At 59.6% G+C, this 21194-nt stretch carries 14 protein-coding genes; 6 read left to right on the plus strand and 8 right to left on the minus strand.

Annotated elements, in window-relative coordinates; translation table 11 throughout:
- Positions 1-2: 2 nt before the first annotated feature.
- Positions 3-1274 carry an Hsp70 family protein gene (locus tag AADW22_RS01605; RefSeq protein WP_407474107.1) on the minus strand — a complete coding sequence of 424 codons (1272 nt, stop codon included), beginning with the start codon at positions 1272-1274 and terminating at the stop codon, positions 3-5.
- A gap of 142 nt (positions 1275-1416) precedes the next feature.
- On the opposite strand from AADW22_RS01605, the gene AADW22_RS01610 reads away from it, so the two are divergent.
- Positions 1417-2895, plus strand: coding sequence for an ABC transporter substrate-binding protein (locus AADW22_RS01610; RefSeq protein WP_009825657.1), 1479 nt, complete (start codon positions 1417-1419; stop codon positions 2893-2895).
- Between the two features lie 83 nt (positions 2896-2978).
- Here AADW22_RS01610 and AADW22_RS01615 read toward each other — a convergent pair whose 3' ends face one another.
- Together AADW22_RS01615 and AADW22_RS01620 are read right to left on the minus strand one after the other, a co-directional pair.
- Entirely contained in the window at positions 2979-4730 is a 1752-nt protein-coding gene (locus tag AADW22_RS01615) for a type I secretion system permease/ATPase (protein WP_407474108.1), read from the minus strand.
- A 122-nt stretch (positions 4731-4852) separates the two neighbouring features.
- Positions 4853-6061 (minus strand): O-antigen ligase family protein, encoded by a 1209-nt coding sequence (locus AADW22_RS01620; RefSeq protein WP_407474109.1) that lies wholly within the window; start codon positions 6059-6061, stop codon positions 4853-4855.
- A 263-nt stretch (positions 6062-6324) separates the two neighbouring features.
- Here AADW22_RS01620 and AADW22_RS01625 point away from each other — a divergent pair, with 263 nt between their 5' ends.
- On the plus strand, positions 6325-8409 hold the full coding sequence (locus AADW22_RS01625) for a hypothetical protein (RefSeq protein WP_407474110.1): 2085 nt from the start codon (positions 6325-6327) through the stop codon (positions 8407-8409).
- Here AADW22_RS01625 and AADW22_RS01630 read toward each other — a convergent pair.
- The 4 genes from AADW22_RS01630 to AADW22_RS01645 are packed head-to-tail and all read right to left on the minus strand — an operon-like array spanning position 8381 to position 13246.
- Complete coding sequence (locus AADW22_RS01630; RefSeq protein WP_407474111.1) at positions 8381-9475, minus strand: acyltransferase family protein; 1095 nt, start codon at positions 9473-9475, stop codon at positions 8381-8383. The genes AADW22_RS01625 and AADW22_RS01630 overlap by 29 nt on opposite strands.
- A gap of 57 nt (positions 9476-9532) precedes the next feature.
- Complete coding sequence (locus AADW22_RS01635; RefSeq protein ID WP_407474112.1) at positions 9533-10942, minus strand: oligosaccharide flippase family protein; 1410 nt, start codon at positions 10940-10942, stop codon at positions 9533-9535.
- Positions 10943-10969: 27 nt separating this feature from the next.
- Entirely contained in the window at positions 10970-11881 is a 912-nt protein-coding gene (locus tag AADW22_RS01640; RefSeq protein ID WP_407474113.1) for a glycosyltransferase family 2 protein, read from the minus strand.
- A gap of 48 nt (positions 11882-11929) precedes the next feature.
- A complete protein-coding gene (locus AADW22_RS01645) occupies positions 11930-13246 on the minus strand; it encodes an HlyD family type I secretion periplasmic adaptor subunit (RefSeq protein WP_407474114.1) in 1317 nt (438 codons plus the stop codon).
- Positions 13247-13817: 571 nt separating this feature from the next.
- Here AADW22_RS01645 and AADW22_RS01650 point away from each other — a divergent pair.
- A complete protein-coding gene (locus tag AADW22_RS01650; protein ID WP_407474115.1) occupies positions 13818-17087 on the plus strand; it encodes a Hint domain-containing protein in 3270 nt (1089 codons plus the stop codon).
- Between the two features lie 98 nt (positions 17088-17185).
- Here the strand turns inward: AADW22_RS01650 and AADW22_RS01655 are convergent, their stop codons facing one another.
- A complete protein-coding gene (locus tag AADW22_RS01655; RefSeq protein WP_082896120.1) occupies positions 17186-17638 on the minus strand; it encodes a hypothetical protein in 453 nt (150 codons plus the stop codon).
- Between the two features lie 172 nt (positions 17639-17810).
- On the opposite strand from AADW22_RS01655, the gene AADW22_RS01660 reads away from it, so the two are divergent.
- The 3 genes from AADW22_RS01660 to AADW22_RS01670 are packed head-to-tail and all read left to right on the plus strand — an operon-like array spanning position 17811 to position 21153.
- On the plus strand, positions 17811-18758 hold the full coding sequence (locus tag AADW22_RS01660) for an ABC transporter permease (protein WP_132997621.1): 948 nt from the start codon (positions 17811-17813) through the stop codon (positions 18756-18758).
- Complete coding sequence (locus tag AADW22_RS01665) at positions 18755-19570, plus strand: ABC transporter permease (protein ID WP_180828478.1); 816 nt, start codon at positions 18755-18757, stop codon at positions 19568-19570. The genes AADW22_RS01660 and AADW22_RS01665 overlap by 4 nt, the downstream gene beginning before the upstream one ends.
- A complete protein-coding gene (locus AADW22_RS01670) occupies positions 19567-21153 on the plus strand; it encodes an ABC transporter ATP-binding protein (protein WP_407474116.1) in 1587 nt (528 codons plus the stop codon). The genes AADW22_RS01665 and AADW22_RS01670 overlap by 4 nt, the downstream gene beginning before the upstream one ends.
- The last annotated feature ends 41 nt before the right edge of the window (positions 21154-21194 follow it).

Consider the following 21194-nt stretch of genomic DNA (forward strand, 5'->3'; position numbering starts at 1 on the left):
CCTCAGCCGTCAGCAAAGGCGTGTGGCGCGGCGATTGCCAGACCGTCGACGATCGCGGTCATCGCGGCCCCGCGGTGCAGTTCGGCCTGCGGAAATGCATCGCGCATGGCGCGGTCGATCACGCCCATCAGACTGGACCCGCCGACAAAGATCAGCTTGGTCACGGCATCGGGTTTTACCTCTGCCTGCGCCGTCAGATCGGTCGCAACCTGCGCGATCTCCGCTGCCATCTGCGCCAAACTCGCCGCCATCATCGCCGGTGGCAGTGGGACCGTCAGCCCGCGCTCCACGATCTTGAGGTCGATCTGCGGCGGGGCACTGGCATCGGGGTCATTCGCCGCGATCTTGCCGGCCTCTACCGCGAAGGCCATATCGTGGCCCAGCTCATCCTCCAACACACGCTGCAGTCGGTTCAGCAGCTTCGGCTCTACCGCGTATTTCGCCAGATCCTCGACCGCGCGACGCTGTTCGCGGGTGTAAAGGAACGGGATTTTCTGCCATGTCGCCAAATCGGCAAAAACCGCATGAGGGGCGGCGTGGGTTTCATCACCGAACACATGTTTGATCTGGCTGCCCATCCCCAGATGCGGCATCACATGCTGAAGGCTCAGCTCGCGGTCAAAGTCGGTCCCGCCAATGCGCACCCCTTTGCTGGCGAGGATATGAATGCCCGCGTCACCTTCCTGCCGGAAAAGGGTAAAGTCAGACGTACCGCCCCCGATATCGACGATCAGCCCCAGATCGCCGGGTTCAAGCACGGCACGATTGGCCAGAGCCGCGGCCTCGGGTTCGGGCATAAAGCGGACCTGCTTGAACCCGGCTTGCGTATAGCATTCGGTCAAATCCACCAGCGCCTGCGCGTCCCGCGCCGGATCGGCGCTGTGGAACATCACAGGCCGCCCTGACAGCGCCCGATCAAACTGCTGGCCGGTGGCGTGCTCTGCCTTCGTCTTCAGCTCGGCCAGAAAGCGCGCCACGATGGCGATGAAATCCATGCGTTTGCCCAACAGAACCCGACTTTCGCGCATCAAGGGCGTGCCCAGCAGACTTTTGAGCGCACGCATATAGCGCCCGTCCTCCCCGCCGATCAGCGCCTCTTGGGCACCGCGACCATAGATGATCCGCTTTTCCTCATTGTCGAAAAACAGCGCGGTCGGCAGCGTGTTCTGCCCCGCCTCGACGTTAATCAAATGCGGCACACCGTCTACTGCATACCCCACGGCAGAGTTAGACGTTCCGAAATCGATACCCAAAGTGGGTGACATCGTAGCCATGGCGCGCCCCTTCAAAACTTCAAAAAACGGCGCATAAACCGCGCACAGGCTAGGTACAACCGATAATTGCGACAGCATCCCGACGCTGGTCAAACCTGACAGAACTGGTTAACATTTTCCTTATTGCCAACAGGAGACACCCATGGCCCATCTTCGCAAACTTATTCTAGGCACCTGCGCTGCCGCGCTGATGGCCACCGGCGTCGCCGCGAAAAACGACATCACCGTCGCGATGCAACTTGAGCCACCGCATCTGGACCCGACCAGCGCTGCGGCGGGAGCTATTGATCAGGTGCTCTATTCCAACGTTTTCGAAGGGCTGACCCGCTTTATGGGCGACGGATCGGTGGTGCCCGGGCTGGCGCAATCGTGGGAAATCTCTGACGATGGCCTGACCTATACGTTCAAACTTCAAAGCGGCGTGACCTTTCACGACGGAACGACGATGGATGCCGCCGACGTCAAATTCTCGCTTGACCGGATTAATGCCGAAGACAGCGCAAATGCCCAAAAGGCGCTGTTTGGCGCGATCTCGGAGGTGACAGTCGTCGACCCGTCGACCGTCGAAATCAAACTGTCAGAGCCGGACGGCAACCTGTTGTTCAACCTCGCCTGGGGCGACGCGGTGATCGTGGCACCCGAAAGCATCGACAATATCAAGCAACTGCCCATCGGCACCGGCGCGTTCAAATTCACCAGCTGGACCCAGGGCGACAATATCCGCATCGAGAAGAACCCGAACTACTGGGGGACCCCGGCCGCGCTGGATATCGCCACGTTCAAATTCATCTCTGACCCGACCGCCGCTTTCGCGTCGATGATGGCCGAAGATGTTGATGTGTTCGCCGGCTTCCCCGCGCCCGAGAACCTGCCGCAATTCGAAGCGGACCCGCGGTTTCAAGTGCTTGTCGGTTCTACCGAGGGCGAAACCATTCTGGCGATGAACAACAAACAGCCGCCGTTTGATGACCCCAAGGTGCGCGCCGCCGTCGCCCATGCCATTGATCGTCAAGCCATTATTGATGGTGCGATGTTCGGATACGGCACGCCCATCGGTACGCATTTCGCGCCCCATAACCCGGCCTATGTCGATCAAACCGCGCTGAGCCTGCATGACATCGAAAAATCCAAAGCCTTGCTGGCCGAAGCCGGCTTTGCCGACGGGTTCGAGACCACGCTGGACCTGCCGCCCCCCTCCTACGCCCGCCGCGGCGGAGAGATCATCGCCGCGCAGCTGGCCGAGGTTGGTATCACCGCCAAGATCAACAATGTCGAATGGGCCCAATGGCTTGAGACGGTGTTCAAGGGAAAGAATTTCGGCATGACAATCGTAAGTCACACCGAACCGATGGATATCGGCATCTACGCCAACCCTGATTACTATTTCCAGTATGACAACCCTGATTTTCAGGCTTTGATGACCAAGCTGAACACGACAACCGACCCGGAAGCACGCAACGCGTTGCTGGGCGAGGCGCAGACCATGATTGCCCAAGATCACGTCAACGGTTTCCTGTTCCAGCTGGCGTCACTGTCCGTTGCAAAGGCAGGTCTGACCGGCCTTTGGCGCAATGCACCGACGCAGGCTGTCGACCTTACCGGTGTTTCCTGGGCCGAATAGGGCGACATTTGAAGAAAGCGATAGAAGGGGGCTCGGGTCGTGCGCAATGCCCCTTTTTTATACCATTTTTCTATTCCATAAGGTTACCCCCCGCTTGCCCGTGTTGTGCCATTGCCCGAGATCGGCAGCGTCTGAACCTTCGCCGCCACCCGCGTAGGGAAAGCGCGCCCGAAGATATCACGGGTCAAGCCGAACTGCCTTATCCGCCCCTCGGACAATACTAGCACTTTGTTCAACGCCGAAATTGCACAGGGCTGGCGCGCCGTGATCACCACCGTGCTACCCCGATCACGCATATGGCGTGCGACCTCTGCCACGATCTGTTCAGCATCGGGACAGCTGAAAAGCGACCGCAGCGGATCATCCATCACAACCAGCGCCGGATTGCAGACCAACGCCCGCGCCAGCCCGATCTGCTGTATCTGCCCTTGGGTTAACGAGGATCCCCCACCCCCGCTCACAACACTCATATACCCATCCGGAAGAGCCATAATGGCGTGGTGAACACGGGCCAGCTTTGCAGCGGCGATCACCTTCGCATCCGTGGTATCGGGGCGAAATCTGGAAATGTTGTCGAAAATCGTCGCGGGTAGAAGATCAATGGTATCGGGCAAATAGCCGATCGCAGGGCCAATCTTCGCGGAAGGCCATCGGGCCAGATTAACGGCATCAAACCGAACCTCACCGGTTGTAGGAGCCGCAACGCCAACAGCCAGTTTTGCCAGTATGCTTTTGCCCGCATTTGGCCCGCCAAGCACGCACAGCCCATCCCCCGGTGACAGGTCAAAAGAGACATCCTTCAGCCCGTTCTCCGCCCTTCCCTCGATCCCGAGGGAAACGGCGGTGAAAGAAATCCGGCCCTTTGGTTCAGGCAATGCAACCCCCTCGGGCACCGGGACGGTCTGTGAAAAATGTCGGTGCAGGTGGCGGTGCGCGGACCAACCGCATGCAATCCCCTGCCAGCCGCTGATCATCTGGTCGATAGGGGCCAGAACGCGCCCCGCCAAGATCGAAGCGGCCATAATCATCCCCGCCGAGATTTGGCCCTGAATGACCAATATGGCCCCAACTGTCAGGATCGAGGATTGCAACATCAGGCGGAACGATTTGCTGAATGATGCCAGCGCATCCGGCGGGGCATGCAGGCGCTGGTGCCACGCCAGACTGCTGCGCTGAAGCCCACGCCAATATGTGGCAAGATCAACTTGCATACGCATGGCGCGCAGCGGCTCCGCCAGACGGCGACTGTGATAGGACATATCAGCGAGGGTAAGATCCTGATTTGCAGAGATGCTGATCGTGTTGCGCGTCAAATAGCGGCCCATTGCCATCACGGCACAAGCCAACGCCACGCCGCCCAGAACCATCGCCCCCAACCAAGGGTGAATGATGTAAAGGGCCAGCAAAAAGATCGGCACGAACGGCATATCACAGACACTTACGAATGCGGCACTAGACAGCAGCCGTCTAATGTCCCCCAGTTGTTGCAGGGGCTCTTGTGCGCTTGCCGGTACGTTGTTCTTTTCATCATTGCTGATCCAAGCCGCGAAACACTCAGACCCAAGCGCTAGGTCCAAACGCACCGAAAGACGGGCCAAAAGCCGTTGCCGGATCAGGTCAAAAAGCCCGAAGAAACAATAGAGAAGCAGCACAATCCCGAAGAGACCCATCAGCGTGACCACTGACCCACTAGGCAAAACGCGGTCATATATCTGGATCATGTAAATCGATCCTGTGAGCAGCAGGATGTTGATCAACCCACTGACCAAAAAAAGCAGCACAATCCCCCCAAGCTGTGATCGCAACGCGGCGGCATAGATGTTGTGCGTCTGCACGTTGCACTTCCCCCAAACCAATCAGTCGTCATGGCCGACATCCCCGTGCGGCCTGACTACTGTGGTAGGGTGATTTCCTTTACAAAGTGGAAAAATTGGCAAACCCGAAAAGGATCAATATTTCAAATTGTAGTTTCATTCCGCGGGGATCGCGGCTTCGCATCCAACATCCACAGTCCTGCCCCAAATATGAAGAATACGAAGCCATAGATGCTGCCCCAAATGTGCACCGTCGACAGCGTGAGGGTGAGCCCAGTAAAGCAGAGTATCCAGCTTAGCCGTAGCGCCGCTAGGGTCCGATCCATGGTGAAATCTTTGCGCCCAACACGCCAAAGCGCATAGCCATAGCCGACTGTCAAAAAAGTAAACGCCGGCAATCCGAAACGCATCGCGATAAATAGCCAAAAATTATCGATACTCGAGGTGTGCATCCAAACCGGCCTGAGCCAATCGTTTAGCCCAAGTCCAAATACAGGCGCGCTCCAGACATTGGTCATGCCCCATTGGAAAATAGCGGACCGCCAATAGGCGCTTTCGGCAGAAAATGTCGCATAGCTCATGAAAACCTGGATCGGGGTTCGATTGGAAAGGAGATCAATCACGACGTAAAAAATAACAAAACAGGTTGAGAGGATTAGCCATCGTCGCCCGATCCTGCGACATAGGTAGCTCCAGAAAATCAGCCCTATCTGCACGACTGCCGCCATCAGCGCGCCGCTGGACAGCGATAGAAAGCAGCTGGCGCAAATCACCGTCATAACCACGGACCGCAAACCCAAGCTGTGCCGTCCCGCCAGCCCAATAAAGTACAGGGACGTCGCGATTGTACAAAACAAGCCCCAGTGAATTGGATGCTCGAACGAAAGTTGCACCCGCTCCAGTCCCATGCGGCGATCAATCGCCAGATCCACCGGGGTCGTAAGCCCGGTCATCTTCCACAATTCAATGGGAACAGATGTCCCGCTTTGCGACTCTATCAAAGCCAGAGGGAAGCATAGCACGATCAGTCCTGTGAGGATCTTAACCACTGCGGCAAAGCTGTGTCTGTCTCGGATAAAGGCGCGCCCGATCAAATACCCGCCTAGAAACTCGACCCCGATTGAGCCTGCATTCTGGGTGGCTTCCACCGGGTTGTTGACCGCTAAGGCCAGCGAAACCCATAGAAAATGCATAAAGAACAGAACGTCTGTCAACAAAACACGCCCGTAGTGGCCGCAAAACAGGCGGAGACTTAGCGGAATAATCAGCACTGCTAATAGCGCCTTGGTCCCGGTCATATAGACCGACCCTAAATTGAAGCCGACGGGCACCAGCAGGAGCCCGAAATACACGAGCACAACCCGTGATACGGGCCGTTGATGGTATAGCCGTATGCGCTTGAGAGAGCGGTGCTGGTCCGTCGCGTATATATGGTTCACGTCCAAATCATATCTGTCCTTTCGTAAGAGGAATCGGCGGTACGACCACCATTGGGCTGAACATTTAATATTGCGTGAAGATTAACCCGCCCTCCGCCTCTTTCCCTGCGAATGCAACGGTTCAGCGAGGTTGATATGTATCGATGCCTACGAATTCTGATCGCAAGGTATGGACTATGCAGATGACACTCGGGCTGGGCATGAAACTGGGGCAAACGATGGCGGGGGCGCTGCCGCTAAAGATTTCGCCCGTCACGGAAATTCTTGCAGATGGTTGGCGGGCCGAGCACCGAGATATACCGTCGTTTTCCACCACTTCCGAGGCGCGGAATGTGACCGTGAACCGGCGCGGTTTTGATACGGCGGCGACGGCTGTCAGCAGGGCTTCGGTTGTGCAACTCACCAGCCGTGTCAGGCAGCCCTACCCAGATCATTCAAATTTTACTGACAAGACCGTCGCGTGTTCAGACTTTGTTTACGCGGGCGATACTATCAACGGTGCAATCAATCACAGCACAAGGCCAGCGCCCCGGCCTATTGCGATGTGGTTAAACCATGACCGTGAGAGGGTAGAAGATGATGCACATATACTAAGGCTGGCAGTTGCCCACGCATATGCCCAACAGGGGCAACCCGTCGCGGCGGTGCGGTTCATCGTCCGCGATACGCTTGGCAACGAAGCATCGCAGCTTGTGTCGTCGCAAAGCAGCCTTGGATTTGAGGCGTCGGGGCTCCATGTTCCGCATTATGCAGCGACGGTTGATCTATCAGGCTTGGCCCAGGGGGATTTATTGACTGTAGATGCCACCATCTACCCATGGGTGGGGGAAGCCTTTTCCATCAGTGCCGACGCCGATGAATATCCGTCCCCCAACCTGACGACGCTTCGGATGCTGAACGACACGAGCGGCCGGTATGGGGCATGTTATACCCAAGTCGATGGAACCACGGGCGACGATGCGACGGGTCTGGCTGCGTCTGCGCGCGCAGATGCCATTGCCGCCCCATTCGCGACAATCGCGGCCGCGGCCGACGCGATCAAGGAATTCAATGCCGCGCATATTGGGCGGGTGGATGATGCAGGGGGTGGCACGATTTTACTGGCAGAGGGGGCGCATATCCTAACGCCTTTCAAGGCTGCCGGTCGCTCGGCACAGCTGCCCTTGTGTATCAGGGCTGAAGACCCGTCCAAACGGGATACCACGATCTTAACCGACGGTGGGGTCAATCGGTTCAACGGCATACCAACGCACCTCAAGATTTGTGATGTCACTTTGCAGAAAGGCGGGGCGAACACGGTGTTTCTGGACAGTGGTGCGGAGTCGGCAGGCAATCTTCTGATAACAAAGAACTGTCTTTGGGACGCCAACGGATTCGGCAGCTACGGCGCTTGGATTTACCGGGTGGGGCGCTTTGTACAAATCAACTGCTCCGTCGTGCCCAACGAAGATCCACGCCAAGGCAATTCCTTTTCGACGGAAGCAATCATGGTCACTGCGATCGGCTGCGAAAGCTGTGCCGGAACAATTACCTATCAGGCGCTCGGCTGTTCGGGACTTGACGAATTCACCCTCCGGGCACCGATTGGCAACCGGCCTGCCATGACCGGCACGTTTTTAGGGTGGAACACATTCAGCAATGGCAGCGCGACCAATGCAATCGTTTCCGTAAGCGCCGAGATCGGCGCGCGGGGCTTTGCTTTTGTAGGGAACATCGTCGAAAGCTGGGGGAGCTCTACAAATGCGGCGCTGCGATTGAACGCTGACAGCGACACAAATGCAGCCCAAAACATCGTTGTGCACAACAATACCATCGCGGGGGAACGCGCGAATTTGCTGTATCTGGACGGCACCGAGAACGTGGCGAAGTCGGGCTCTTTTCGGAACAATCTGTTCCACCGCATCAATATCAAAAGCGATGTATTTTCCGGCGAAACCTCCCTTACCGGCAACTGGCCAGCGCGGTACAAGGTTGGATGGTCGCATAATGTCGCAATCGCAGGGTCAAGTAATGAACGCGGCTATGGCCCGTCCTCGTGGCTGGGGGAACTGCCGTCGATCGGTGAGGTTTCACATATCGCCTCGCCTTGGGTCGACGACCGCTCTCACACCGGCAGCAACACGGGCAGCGGTGACTACCGCCCCGACGCACTGTCCGATCTGCCCAAAATATCACCCGCGCAGGCCCCCTATGGGACCGACCTTGTGGGAAATACATTGGGCGATAGCGGCTTTATCGGCGCGGTGCTATCCTCCGCTTGATCAAGGACCCGCGCAGAAAACCCTCTCGCACGAAGGTCAGCGCGGGTCTTTCAATCCAGTGCCAGGACAATACCGCGCAAAGCAACGTCAACGGCAAGGCCAGCGCGATGTTCAGCGCTGGCGTCATGTCCCCCCACACCCAAACCACCAGCCCCTGCAGCGGCATCGCGTAAATATATATTCCGTATGAATAATCTCCGACCCTATTGAACATCAGCAAGGGGTCTAGCTTGCAATACCCCGCCCAGAGGCTGGTGTAGGTCACAGCCAGTGCAAGCATTGGAAAAGCGAAAACCGTAGCGTGCACGGCCCATGTCAGGACGATCAACCCAACGACGAAGGGCCACCGCAAGGGGATATAATCGCGCCAGATCCAGCAGGACGCCCCGAAAACAAAGGGCAAGGACAGCAGCCGCGTTTGCTGTAGGCGCGGATGAATGAGATCGCCGAGATACGGCGCGACTACCCACGCAATCAGGTATAGCGCCAACAGCACCGCCATCACCCGCCGGCGGGACAGGGCCCCGACAAGGCCGACGAACAGGATAAGCGCATAGCAGGCGACCTCATGCGCGAGCGTCCAAATCGACCCCTCTACGATGGGATAGGGATTCGTGGTGAACACGCCCGGCAAGGTATATTGTGGTTTAAACAAGAGTATATTTTGCACGATAAACCGCGCCGTATCGGGATGCGACAGGTACGTACCCGCGTCTAAACGGCTGACCAGCGGCCCCATGACCAGCGCCACGATCAAGATCGACACGGCCAACCCCGGCAGCAGACGCGCGGCCCGCGCCGTGACAAAGGACAAGGCAGACCCCTGCCGGTCGTAGCTGCCCGCGATGAAAAAGCCGGACAGGCCAAAGAAAACGAAAACCGCCAGCTCCCCCAGCGAATAGCCAAACGCTGTTTTCAAAGGCTCAACCGTGCCGCGCCCAAGCGCGAGCGGCCACGCGTGAGAGACAAGCACAGCCACCGCCGCGAGAAAGCGAATGAGGTTAAAGTGGTTGTCCCGCCCGATGGCAAGCTCGGACAGGCGGGGCGGCTTTGCGCGTCTCTTCATGGTGCACGGCTGCCGTTGCTTTGGCCGCGGCATATCTCTTGTGCGGTCAAAGTCTTCTTAACGGTGCTGTATCGCCTTGGGATCCATCCCATCGGGTGCTCCTTTTGTGAAAGTAATTCTGCAGACATCAGGCAGCACCATCGCCAGACCGGCCAGCAACAGACCGAAGCCTGCGGCCCGAAATCCCGTCGGCTGGTCCTGCGTGAAAACCGCCCAAGCCAATACCGCGACCATACCGATCAGTGGCGGGGCCAATGGCCGTAGCGGCACCTGTTGCACGCGGTGCATCCAGAGCAGCGCAATCATCAGCCCCGCGGCTTCGCCCAGTCCTGCGATATGCACCACATGGGGCAGGCTTGCGCCTTGCATAACGCTCCATGCCGCGAGGGGTAGGAACGTGATACGCAACAGGTCCGTCAAAAGCTCGGTCTTGCGATACCCTTCGCCCAGCGCGACAATCGCACACCCGCCTTTGGCCACCCGCAACGCCTGAACCGCCGTCAAGAGCGTCAGCAGGGGCAGCACAGCGCGGTATTTATCGCCCAGCACATGGAGCACGAAGGAACCGCCAAGCAGGTTGACTGCCATGACCATTCCCGCAGCCAGCACAATATGGCTTTGGATCGTGATGATCGCTTGGGCCCGAAATTCCGGGCGCGCGGCGCTAGCTGAAAGGCGGGGCAGAAACAGGCTCATCGTGCTACGCATCAGGACCAGCGACGGGGTCAGTGTTAGCGAGACGGCCATGGAAAACAGGGCCAGCGCCTCTAGCCCCAGAAGACGCCCGACAATGGCGCGTTCGCCATTGAACACCAGAAACATCACCGCGCCGCTTGCCATGAGGGGCCAGCCGAACCGCATGCTTTGGACCATAATGGTCCGATCAAACCGCAGTCGATAAGGGCGTTTCGCAACTGCGTGAGACATGAGCGTGCCCAGCGCCATATGCACCAACACGGCAAAAAGCATGATGCGGAAGTCATCGAACATCCGCGATAGGGGCAGCAGCGCGGCCAACGACCCCAGCGGCGGCAGCAGCGCGATCCATATTGCGGCGCGATGTTTGTGGTGGCGGGTCTGGCGATAGACGTCCAGATGCATCGCCCCCTGTATCAGCGGCACCACAGAGATCAGCTGAAACGCCCATGTCAGCTGCAACACCCCAAAGGCACGCGCCAGAAGCGGCGCGAGAAGGAACAGCGCCGCCGCCCCTATCATGCCACGTATCAGCGCCACACCATGCAGCGCGCTATGGAAATCCGCGTCATCCCCCTTGGGCGCATTGACGATCTGTTGTTGAAAGCCAAGTGCGGTCAGCATCTCTATCATAGCAAGTGCGAGCACGAGGCTTGTGCCGATCCCGAAATCTTCGAGGCTGATCAGACGCGACACCACCACCATGCGCAGCAGCAAGATCGCGGCGGCGCAGGCGTTGCCGGACAGCAGAAAGCCAAAGGACCGGATCACGGGCCACCCCCTGTCGCGCATCTGATGTCAGGGCAGGTCAATGCGGTTCCACCGGTGCAAAAGCCGTTCGGGGTCATGGCCCCGCAGCAGCGACAGCATCCGTTGCGCGCGGTAAAGCCGGATAGACGTCAGCCCGATCAACGCCATCAGACGGTTGCGCGCGCCCTTGATGCGGGGGCTGGTCGCGACCTCTGCCACAGCGCAAAGCGGAGACGGAACGAGCAGCAGCGCCTTTATCGCCCACCGGATCCGGCCGCCAAGGCCGGTACATCGCGTCCAGTCATGGGCAAGCTGCCTGTCCCATTTCAGCCGCAGGCCCGTCGCCGTATGCGGCGGGTGATAGACAACCAGATCGGCGGCAAAGCCTATGCGATATCCGGCAAAGGTGGCGCGCTGGCCCCAGTCGCGGTCCTCGGCATGGTGGAGGCCCTTGAAAGGGCCGACCGCGTCGAACACCTTGCGATGCACGATCAGATTGCCCGTCCCCGTGAACCCCTGCTGCGCGATGTAGCGGTCCATCCGATAAGCAAAAATCGCTTGATATGCGGTCGCGGGGTCCAGCCTGCGCCCTTTACGTTCGATACGGACATCACCGCCAAGGATCGTATGGGGATCGCGCGCCATATGCGCGGCAATATGCGCCAGCCAATGCGCGTCGGGCAGGCAATCGGCGTCCAGAAAGGCAAGCACATCGCCCCGTGCCTGCGCCGCGCCAAGGTTACGTGCGGGGCCGGGGATCGGCTGGTGGATCAGGGATACCCATGGGTAATCGTTAACAACTCCTTGCGGTGAACGGGCGGAGCCATTGTCGACGACGATCACCTCGACCGGCTTCCGCGTTCCGGCGTCCAGCGCGGCAAGACAACGCGCAAGGGCGTTGTGTTGGTTGAGATGGGGGATCACGACAGTGATGCCGGGCGGGGCGGACGGTGTGTTCATCCCCTCTTAAGACGGGAAGATGGTAAAGATTTCGCTAACGTCGAGGTCTCAGGAGCCGCGGAACCCCCGGCGCAGCTGGCTGCTGATAGGCTCTGCCAGATAACTCAACACGGTTCTGTCCTTGGTCTTCAAAAACGCCTCTATCGGCATACCGGGGACCAAACGGACGGAGGCTGGCAGACGGTCCAGCTCGGTACGGGGGATATCCAGAATGACCCGATAAAAGCTGTCGCCATTGCGCGGGTCCACCACCACCTGAGGAGAGATGCTGTAAACGCTGCCGGTCAGTTGCGGGGTCGTATGCGGGTCAAAGGCGGTGAGCACGAGGGTGGCGGGCTGATCATAGCGTACCAGATTGATCGAGCGCGGATCGACCTGCACCTCGAATTCGAACTTTGACTGCTGCGGCACGATATCCATCAAGGTCGCACCCGCCCCGACAACCGCGCCAACGGTCGTGGCGCGCAGTTCATGCACCATCCCGTCGACGGGAGCCCGAATGGCAATACGGTCAAGCTGCGCTTGGCGGGTGAGGATCGACAGGGTCAGTTCCTGAACTTCGGCAGTGACCTCGCGCAGTTGCAGCGCGACCTGTTCCTGAAACCGGCGATCGGCTTGCAGGCTTTCCAGCTTGAGCGTCCAACGTTGGTGGATCAACCGCGCCAAATCCGCCCGCCGCGCGGCAAGGTCACCGTGCAAACCGGCCCGCGTGGACTGTAGTTGCGACAAACGGACCTGCGGGGCCAGCCCCTTTTCAACCAAGCGCGTGAGGCTGCGCAGCTCTGTCGTGAGGATGGCAAGCTGTTGTTCCAGCGCAGAGATTTGGCCGTTGAGGCCCGTGGCCTGGGTTTCGACATCGGCCAGATCACTGGCCATACGGGCGCGCATCCCCGCGCGCATCCGGGCCCGCGCCTCGAATATCGCGGCCTGCCCTGCCTGCGCTTGCGTCATATCCAGCGCGCCGATTTTTGCTGGCAGATCAATGGCATCGAAACGGGGGGCGGGGCTTTCGTCACGCTCTGCCTCCAGACGGGCGCGCAGGCCCGCTGCCTCGGCCAGACGGGCGCGCGCCATGCGCAGGTCAATCTGCAAGATCGTGGCATCAAACCGCACCAAGACCTGCCCCGCCTTGACGATATCCCCGTTCTTGACCGGCAACTCTGCCAATACGCCGCCATCCACCGTCTGGATTACCTTGGGCTTGCCCGCCACATCGATCTGCCCCGTCGCGATCACCGCCCCCGAAATCTGTGTTGTCGCGGCCCATCCCCCAAGCAGCGCAAACAAGCAGAACATCGCGGCCATCGCAGCACCGGTAATGTGCCAAAGGCCGGTCTTGGGCTCAGGGGGGGCATGATGTGGCACGGAAAGCTCCTTTGGTTGATGAACCCGGCGGGGATGCTGGGGGTGCATTCACCTTCGACAGAGGCTTGAGGCGCTGCGGCGGCATTCGTGCGGCGGAATTGAGGCGCGGATTCTGCATGGCGGCGCGGTACAGGGTCAGGGGCGCCCTGTTGCCCGATGGGTTTAAACCAAGACAGAGGTCAGCCCCAAGGGGGGAAGAGACAGATAAACTCGCTTATTTTCAGTCTGATAGCGCAAAACCTCTGCGGTCAACCTTCAGCAAGCCCCCTCTATGGCCGCTGCAAGTTCACGCCGCTTTTACCGTGCACTTCGGTCACACCTCTAAATACCCGGCATTTTAGACCATTTGATCACATCGCAGCGCATACGCCCTGCCCCCGCGTTTCCGCGCTGTGCGCTTGGCCTTGATCCTTACCAGACTGTGTATTGTTTCGATCAAAAGCATAGAAACATGGCCACATTGTTTTTGTTTCCGGTCAAAGTGACGCCACATTGTCCCCGTACCCACAACAATACACAGGACGCGGGCCACAGGCCTGTCACCGGTTCAAAGATGTTGAGGGCTGTAACAATGGCAACCAGATTTAACGTTTTCTACCTTGGGAATGTCGGTCGTATCGATACGACCGAGGGAAACCAGATCAGCGAAAACGCAAGCTCGCTGGAGGGGGAAACCTTTGGGGGTGCCAACAGCCCGCTTTACAACAACATCAAATCCTTCTCTCCGGGGGCGCGGGGGTATGGAAATACTGCACGTGGCACATACTCTACTGATAACAGTGGGGAAAACGGGTCTGATACCTTCCGCATCGACGATGGCAACAGCCAGAACTTTGACGCCATCGCGTCCTATGCCGCGACGCTGACCTACGCCGACGGTTCCCAGGCGACCGTGACGGCGATTGTCTTCCAATCTACCAACGGCGACCTGTTTCTTGCGCCGGCTGCCAGCTCCTCCGATTACCAATCCGCGCTTGAGGCGGGGCCCATCGACTCCATCACGTTCAACACTGTCTCATCAAACGAGTCGATGATGTACGCCAGCCGCGTCGATGCCGACTATGTTGCGCCGGATGGCACCGTTGATGGGACGTCGGGCGATGATTCCATGCGTGTGGGATCGACGGACGCGCAAGCGGACGAGGTGGACAACAGCGGCAACGCGGTAAAGCTGGGCGCGGGCAACGACAAAATCTCGGCCGGGTCGGGCGATGACACGATTTTGGGCGGCGCGGGAAATGACTATATCGCAGGCAATGACGGCGACGACCGCCTCCACGGCGACGCCGACACCACCGAAGAAACCACGTTTTCCTGGGCCAACCAGAACATCGAGGACGGCGTTAGCGTCACGGGTGGCATCACCGGGGTCACCTCGTCCGGCAATATCCAGGTCACGATGTCCGTGGATCAGGGGGAGAACTTCCGCTCTGCCACGATGGAGCGGAACGACCCGCTGTATGACTACAACGAACTAAGCGACAGTTCGTCGATCCGTATCCTTGGCGGTGCGGAGGGGTCGGACCCGAATACCGCGAAGATGAGCATCGACTTCTCGTCGCTGGACAGCGGCGTGTCGGACGAGGTGAGCAATGTCACCTTCGGTATTTTCGACATCGATCAGGCCTATGGCTTCGTGGATGAAGTCATCGTGCGGGCCTATGACGCCGACGGCAATCTTATCCCTGTTAATCTGACGGCGGGCAATAGCGATACGCTGGACGTGAACGACGAAACCGGCCGTGCCATCAGCACGGATGCGGGGCGGGGCACGACCAATGCCAAGACGGGTTTCCTGCAGGTCGATATCGCGGGCCCCGTTTCGCGGATCGAGATCGAGTATAACAACCACGACCCCGATGATACCGGCCACGCGATCCGTGTTGGCGACCTCAAGATGTCGACCATCAGCGCGACCGATGCGGGCAATGATACGCTGGACGGTGGGGCTGGCAGCGACACGATCTATGGCGACGGCGGGAATGACAGCCTTTCCGGTGGCGCGGACAATGACAGCCTGTCCGGCGGCAGTGGTGACGACCGGATCGAGGGTGGCACGGGCCACGATACGATCGCGGGCGGCACCGGCAATGATGCCATGTCGGGCGGGGATGACGCCGATCTGTTTGTCATGGAAGATGATTTCGGCACCGATAAAATCGCCGGTGGCGAAGGCGGCAAGGACTATGATGTCGTCACCTTCGACGCGCTGAGCAAAGGTGTCTCTGTCACCTATACCGGCGCAGAGGCGGGCACCGCGACCGAAGGCCCCAACAGCGTTTCCTTCACCGAGATTGAAAAGCTGGTTCTGACCAATTCATCGGATTATGTGGATGCCAGCATTGGCGGTGTCGCGGTTGATACCGGTGCAGGCGATGACACGATCAAGGTTGGTGATGGTGCCTATGACATCGACGCCGGGACGGGCGACGACCGGATCATTCGCGAGGCGGGCACCACAGCGGACGACGCGAACTCCGTCATCGACGCGGGCGGTGGCATCGATACCTATGTCGCAGGCAGCGGGCTGGGGGCTGACCACACCGTCGATCTTGCCGCCAGCCGGCTGGACCACGCAGGGAGCGACCGTGGCGATCTGCTGAACTTTGAAAACGTCGCGCTCGAGAACTCTGCCGCGTCGGTCAAGGGCGACAGCAAAGACAACACCATCACCGCGCGCGGGACACAGGACAACAGCTTGTCCGGCGGCGACGGCGATGATTCAATCGACGGCGGCGGTGGCAATGACAATCTGCATGGCGACGCTGGCCGCGATACCCTGATCGGGGGCGACGGCAATGATACGCTGGACGGCGGTCAGGACGATGACCAGCTGACAGGCGGCGACGGCGATGACGTATTCGTCTACTCCGGCGGTCACGACACGATCACCGATTTCAACGCGGGCAATACCGGCCCGCTGGATGATAACGACACCACCAATAATGATTTCATTGATCTAAGCGGCTATTACGACAAGATCTTCGATCTGCGCGCTGACTATGAAGACAATGGCATTCTGGATCAGTCCAACTTCGAGACCACGGATTACACCTATAATTCCAAGTTCGAGGATGGGTCGCTCAAGTTCATCGGCGTGCAGGCGCAGCACTTTACCTATGACAACACCGGCGTTGTCTGCTTTGGCAAAGGCACCGCCATCCGCACCCCGCGCGGGGATGTCTTGGTCGAAGACCTGCGTGTCGGCGATCTTGTCACCACAATGGACAACGGCCCGCAGAAAATCCGCTGGATCAACACGCGGTCTTACGATGCCGGACAAATGCAAAAGGAATCACATCTGCATCCCGTGCTGATCAAACGTGGCACTTTCGGTGCCGAACGGGATCTCTTGGTCTCGCAGCAACATGGTGTTTTGGTCGGCCAGAGCGGCGACAGCTTTGCCCGCGCCAAACATCTTGCCGACGCGGCCAAAGGCGTGCGCATCGCCAAGGGCAAGAAATCGGTCACCTATGTGCACCTGATGTTCGACGACCATCAGGTGATCTTTGCCGAGAACGTCCCGTCGGAAAGCTTCTACCCCGGCCCGATGGCGCTGACGCAGATGAGCAAACCGCATCGCGCGGCATTCTCCAAGGTACTGCCCGCCTTGGGCACAGGGCGCGTCAACCGCGAAGAAGTCGCCAAGGTCTATGGCCCTACAGCACGCGTGTTCCTGACAAAGAAACAGGTGTTGAACCAGCACGGCTTGCCTGCGCGCGGCAAGGGTAAGGCCCCCTCGCGCCTGATCCTGCAGGCAAGCGCTGATCTGGCCCGGCAACAGGCGAGCAAGTCCATTCGGACCCGTAACACAGTGACAACGGCAGAAGCCCGCGCCTGACCCTAAAACGCGGTATAGTCACTGCATCGTAGGCTGTATCGCACGAAAAAGGCGGGCGCATTTCTGCACCCGCCCGCAAAACCCTAAAGGGTTAAGTCTTATTTGTCGCCTGGCAGACCTGCAGCGGCCTCACCTACGGTGGCGTCAAGGTTCTGGTTACATACAACCATGAACTGTTCCATCGCGGCTTCGTCCATTGGCTCTGCTGTCATGTTGGATTCAGCAGTGTTACCGCCGGTGTCTTCCACAGCTTTCAGGTCACCTTCCAGCGAACCTTCTTCAGGCTCATCGTCGGTCGCTTCGCCTGCTGTTACAGTAGTGGTGGTGGTTGTATCACCTGTGTCACGACCGGAGTTGCCCATGGAACCGCCGTTGTCACCATCATCGATCTCTGCGATCGCAGCGGAAGCTACCATCATCTGATCGTCTTTCGACAGTTCGTTGAACTCGGCGCAGGTCATCGAGGTGTCAGCATGTGCGGCAGCAAATGCTGGTGCGGATACGGTACCCATAAGGGCGGCAATAGCGAGTGTCTTAAATGTGTTGGTCATCGTTAAGCTCCTAAATTCTCGTTTCTGCATACCCAACCCCGTGCAGCGCGAATTGGTTCCCCTGCCCCAAAACTAATCGGTTCACCAAAAAGAGAGCGACGGGTAACCCGCTCGCCTTAAAAAGGTTTTTCTGCGCTGGACGCTGTTGATTTGCGCGCCTACCTTCGGTCGCATGATCCGGTACACGCTCAAACGTTTGCTTTCGCTCTGTATCAGCCTGGCTGTTGCGTCGCTGGTGATCTTTACCGTTATCGAAGTTGCCCCCGGTGACCCGGCCTCTTTTATGCTGGGGATGAATGCGCAACCTGAAACGCTTGCTGCTTTGCGCAGTGAACTTGGGCTCGATGCATCGAAACCGGCGCGCTATCTGGCTTGGGTCGGCGGGCTGCTGCAGGGGGATTTCGGCACCTCCTATACCTACCGCACCCCCGTGTCTCAGATGATCGCCGCGCGGCTTTGGGTGTCCCTGCCTCTGGCGCTGTACGCGCTAGGGCTGTCCACGTTGATCGCCTTTCCCGCCGGGATCTATGCAGCGGCGCGGCGTGGCAAAGCCGGTGATATGGGGGTGATGGGGGCCACACAACTGGGGGTCGCGGTGCCCAACTTCTGGTTCGCGATGATCCTTGTGCTGATATTCGCCATCAACCTGCGCTGGTTCGCCGCCGGCGGTTTTGTCGGCTGGGATCAAGGCGTGCTGACGGGGCTGCACGCCCTGACCCTGCCCGCCATCGCACTGGCCCTGCCCCAGGCGGCCATTCTGGCGCGGGTCATGCGGTCTGCGCTGCTGGATGTCTTGGGCGAAGACTATATGCGCAGCGCCCGCGCCAAAGGGCTGACCGAAAGACAAGCGCTGTGGCGGCACGGGTTACGCAATGCGCTGATCCCTGTGCTGACGATCATCGGACTGCAATTTTCGTTCCTGCTGGCGGGGTCGATCATCATTGAACAGGTGTTCTATCTGCCGGGGCTTGGACGGCTGGTGTTTCAATCCATTTCGGCGCGGGATCTGATCGTGGTGGAATCCGTGGTCATGCTGCTGGTCTTTTCGGTCATTGTGGTGAACTTCCTTGTGGATCTGGCCTATGCGGCGGTTGACCCGCGTCTGAGGGCGCGCGCATGAACCGGAACCTGATCCTTGGCGCGCTGCTGACCTCGGTCTTTGTGCTGTCCGCGCTTGTGTCCTTTGTCTGGACGCCGTTTTCCCATACGGCGATGGATATCCCGAACAAGCTGCAAGGGGTCGGCGGCGCGCATCTGCTGGGCACCGATCACTTTGGCCGCGATATCCTGAGCATGATCATGGTCGGCGCGCGCACCTCTATCGCCGTGGCGCTGGTGGCGGTGGGTATCGGCATGGGCCTTGGCGTGCCGCTTGGTCTGTGGGCGGCAGCCAAACGCGGGTCGCTGGTGGACGAGATCATCATGCGCGGCAACGATCTGGTCTTTGCCTTCCCCTCGCTGGTGATCGCGATCCTGATCACGGCGATCTTCGGGGCCAGCGCGGTGAACGCGATTATCGCCATCGGCATCTTCAACATTCCCGTCTTTGCGCGCATCACCCGCGGTGCCGCGCTTAGCCTGTGGGAGCGTGAGTTCATCCTCGCCGCACGGGTCGCGGGTAAATCGGCGGCGCGGATCTCGGTCGAACATATTCTGCCCAATGTGACCAATCTGTTGATCGTGCAGGGGACGATCCAGTTCAGCCTCGGCATTCTGGCCGAGGCAGGGCTGTCCTATGTCGGGCTGGGCGCGCAGCCGCCGACGCCATCCTGGGGCCGGATGCTGGCAGATGCGCAGACCATGGTCAGCATCGCACCGCATATGGCGCTGGTGCCGGGGTTCGCAATCATTCTGACGGTGCTGGGGCTGAACCTGATGGGCGACGGGCTGCGCGATGCGCTGGACCCACGGTTGCGGGTGCGCCGGATATGAGCTTGCTTAGCATCACCAACCTGTCGGTGGCGATCCACCGGTTCAATATCCTGCAGGGCGTGACCCTCTCTGTCGACGCCGGAGAGATCGTGGCCGTCACCGGCGAAAGCGGGTCGGGCAAATCCATGACCGCGCTGGCGGCGATGCAGCTGCTGCCCAAGGGGACGCAGGCGCGCGGTCATATCATGCTGGGGGATCAAGACCTGCTGGCCCTGCCTGAAGCCGAGCTTTGCGCGATCCGCGGCAATGACATCGGCATGGTGTTTCAGGAACCGATGACGGCGCTGAACCCGGTGCAAACCATCGGCCATCAAGTGGCGGAAACCATCCGTATCCACGACAAAACCGTGTCACGTCACGCCGCGGCCCGCCAAGCCGCCGAGACGCTTGAGCGGGTCGGCCTGCCAAATGACCGCTTTCCCCTGTCCCGCTACCCGCACGAGCTGTCGGGCGGTCAACGCCAACGGGTGGTGATCGCGATGGCCATTGCGCTGCGGCCGCGCTTGCTGATCGCCGATGAACCGACCACCGCGCTGGATGTCACGACCCAGGCGCAGATCCTTGATCTGCTGAAATCGCTGGCGCGGGATGACGGGATGGGGCTGCTGATGATCACCCATGATTTGGCGGTGGTCGCCGATATGGCCGACCGCATCATCGTCATGCGCAAGGGAGAGATCGTCGAGCAGGGGCACACACACACCCTGCTGCACACCATGCGCCACCCCTATACGCGAATGCTGTTTGCCGCCTCGACCCATGCGGTCGCCCTGCCTGCCGCCCCGCCTTCGCAACCGCTGCTAAAGGTGGAAAACGTGAGCCGCGACTACGTGCTGCCACGCAAGACGCTCTTCGGCAAACCGGGTCGGTTCCGCGCCGTCGATAACGTGTCCTTCACCCTGCAACGGGGGGAACGCCTTGGCCTCGTGGGTGAAAGCGGCTGCGGGAAATCGACCCTGACGCGGGCGCTTTTGGGTCTGGAACCGGTGCAATCGGGCAATATCACGCTGGACGGCACCGCGGTCTATAGCGGCAGCAAACCCGATCTTGCCGTGCGGCGCAAAATGCAGGTGGTGTTTCAGGATCCCTTCGGCAGCTTCAACCCGCGCCACCGCGTGGACCGGCTAATCACCGAACCGTTCCACCTGCTGCCCGACCCGCCCAAGGGCCGCGCCCGCAGCGATGCCATCGCCGATGCGCTGACCGCCGTTGGGCTGTCGCCGGACGATGCGACCAAATACATCCACGAATTTTCAGGCGGGCAGCGCCAACGCATTGCCATCGCCCGCGCCCTGATCATCCGCCCCGACCTCATCCTCTTCGACGAGGCGGTGAGCGCGCTCGATGTCTCGGTTCGGGCGCAGATCCTTGATCTGCTGGCCGCGCTTTGCAGCGCCTATGACCTGACCTATCTCTTTATCTCCCATGATCTGTCGGTGGTGCGCACAGTCACGGACCGGGTGCTGGTCATGAAATCGGGGCAGATCGTTGAACAAGGTGCCACCGCCGACGTCTTTGATCGCCCGCAACACCCTTACACGCAAAAACTCCTCGCCGCCGCGCCCCGTTTGCCGGATCTGTGATGCCCCTGCTTCATTTTGCCAAATAAACTCCCCGCGGAGCG

This window comes from Sulfitobacter sp. PM12 (assembly GCF_045586035.1).
GTDB lineage: Bacteria > Pseudomonadota > Alphaproteobacteria > Rhodobacterales > Rhodobacteraceae > Sulfitobacter > Sulfitobacter pontiacus.

Bases quoted from the DNA above. Each gene is read 5' to 3' on its own strand.
- AADW22_RS01655 (WP_082896120.1), bottom strand. From the start codon at position 17,638: ATGACCAACACATTTAAGACACTCGCTATTGCCGCCCTTATGGGTACC.
- AADW22_RS01665 (WP_180828478.1), top strand. From the start codon at position 18,755: ATGAACCGGAACCTGATCCTTGGCGCGCTGCTGACCTCGGTCTTTGTG.
- AADW22_RS01670 (WP_407474116.1), top strand. From the start codon at position 19,567: ATGAGCTTGCTTAGCATCACCAACCTGTCGGTGGCGATCCACCGGTTC.
- AADW22_RS01605 (WP_407474107.1), bottom strand. From the start codon at position 1,274: ATGGCTACGATGTCACCCACTTTGGGTATCGATTTCGGAACGTCTAAC.
- AADW22_RS01660 (WP_132997621.1), top strand. From the start codon at position 17,811: ATGATCCGGTACACGCTCAAACGTTTGCTTTCGCTCTGTATCAGCCTG.
- AADW22_RS01625 (WP_407474110.1), top strand. From the start codon at position 6,325: ATGCAGATGACACTCGGGCTGGGCATGAAACTGGGGCAAACGATGGCG.
- AADW22_RS01640 (WP_407474113.1), bottom strand. From the start codon at position 11,881: ATGAACACACCGTCCGCCCCGCCCGGCATCACTGTCGTGATCCCCCAT.
- AADW22_RS01630 (WP_407474111.1), bottom strand. From the start codon at position 9,475: ATGAAGAGACGCGCAAAGCCGCCCCGCCTGTCCGAGCTTGCCATCGGG.
- AADW22_RS01610 (WP_009825657.1), top strand. From the start codon at position 1,417: ATGGCCCATCTTCGCAAACTTATTCTAGGCACCTGCGCTGCCGCGCTG.
- AADW22_RS01650 (WP_407474115.1), top strand. From the start codon at position 13,818: ATGGCAACCAGATTTAACGTTTTCTACCTTGGGAATGTCGGTCGTATC.